The following is a 671-nucleotide window of genomic DNA, read 5'->3' as shown; positions in this document are numbered from 1 at the left end:
CCATCGCTTAACACCCCCTCTAACCTACGACCTTGTACTCTTCAGACACCGTCGACTTCATGGGAACAGACAGTGCCTCAATCACGGGATACCTTTGAGAAACCTTCTGCAAAAACAAAGGCAAGTATGAGCCAGTCACAGTCACGATAATTTGATTGCCATTCGAACTCGTGGAACACTGTAAGTTTGTAAACGCACTATCCAAGTGAAGGTTGGACACTTGGGTCTCAAACAGCGTATTTGCGGCACTTTGATAGTCGTTTTGAAGCACCCAATTGACGCCCGTTGAAAACCCTGTCCCGGAACCAGAATTTTGTTGCGACACCTGAGCTTGTGCTGCAAATGCAGCACTCGTCGCGGCATTTCTGAGAGAGGCGTAAGCGGTCATCGCAGTGCCAAACCACATCAAAATGGCGAGCATCACCATACCTAAAGTGACGAAGAGAAACGTGAGATTTAATGCAACCGTATATCCATCTTCACCGCGTAAAAATTGGTAGAAACGTTTCATAGAGCATTGTGCCGTCTTCATCTTGGGTTTGCCCCCGTGTACTGCACCTCGTTCCAATAAGATGCTTGCGTGGTCATCGGGACGGTTGCACTGAGAACAGGTCCGCCAAACAATGTGAGTGCTTTATCAAACGGCAACGGTGCATTGTACTGAATCTCAA

The 671-nt window shown here is 47.8% G+C and carries 1 protein-coding gene; it reads right to left on the bottom strand.

Annotated features, from left to right (window positions below):
- Positions 1-19: 19 nt before the first annotated feature.
- On the bottom strand, positions 20-532 hold the full coding sequence (locus AN477_RS03505) for a hypothetical protein (RefSeq protein ID WP_054967798.1): 513 nt from the start codon (positions 530-532) through the stop codon (positions 20-22).
- Positions 533-671: the final 139 nt, after the last annotated feature.

Origin of the sequence: Paenalicyclobacillus ferrooxydans (assembly GCF_001399675.1) — a bacterium.
Classification (GTDB): Bacteria; Bacillota; Bacilli; order Alicyclobacillales; family Alicyclobacillaceae; genus Alicyclobacillus_B; species Alicyclobacillus_B ferrooxydans.
The sequence above is the reverse complement of the archived record's forward strand: the minus strand, read 5'-3'. Positions and strand labels throughout refer to the sequence as shown.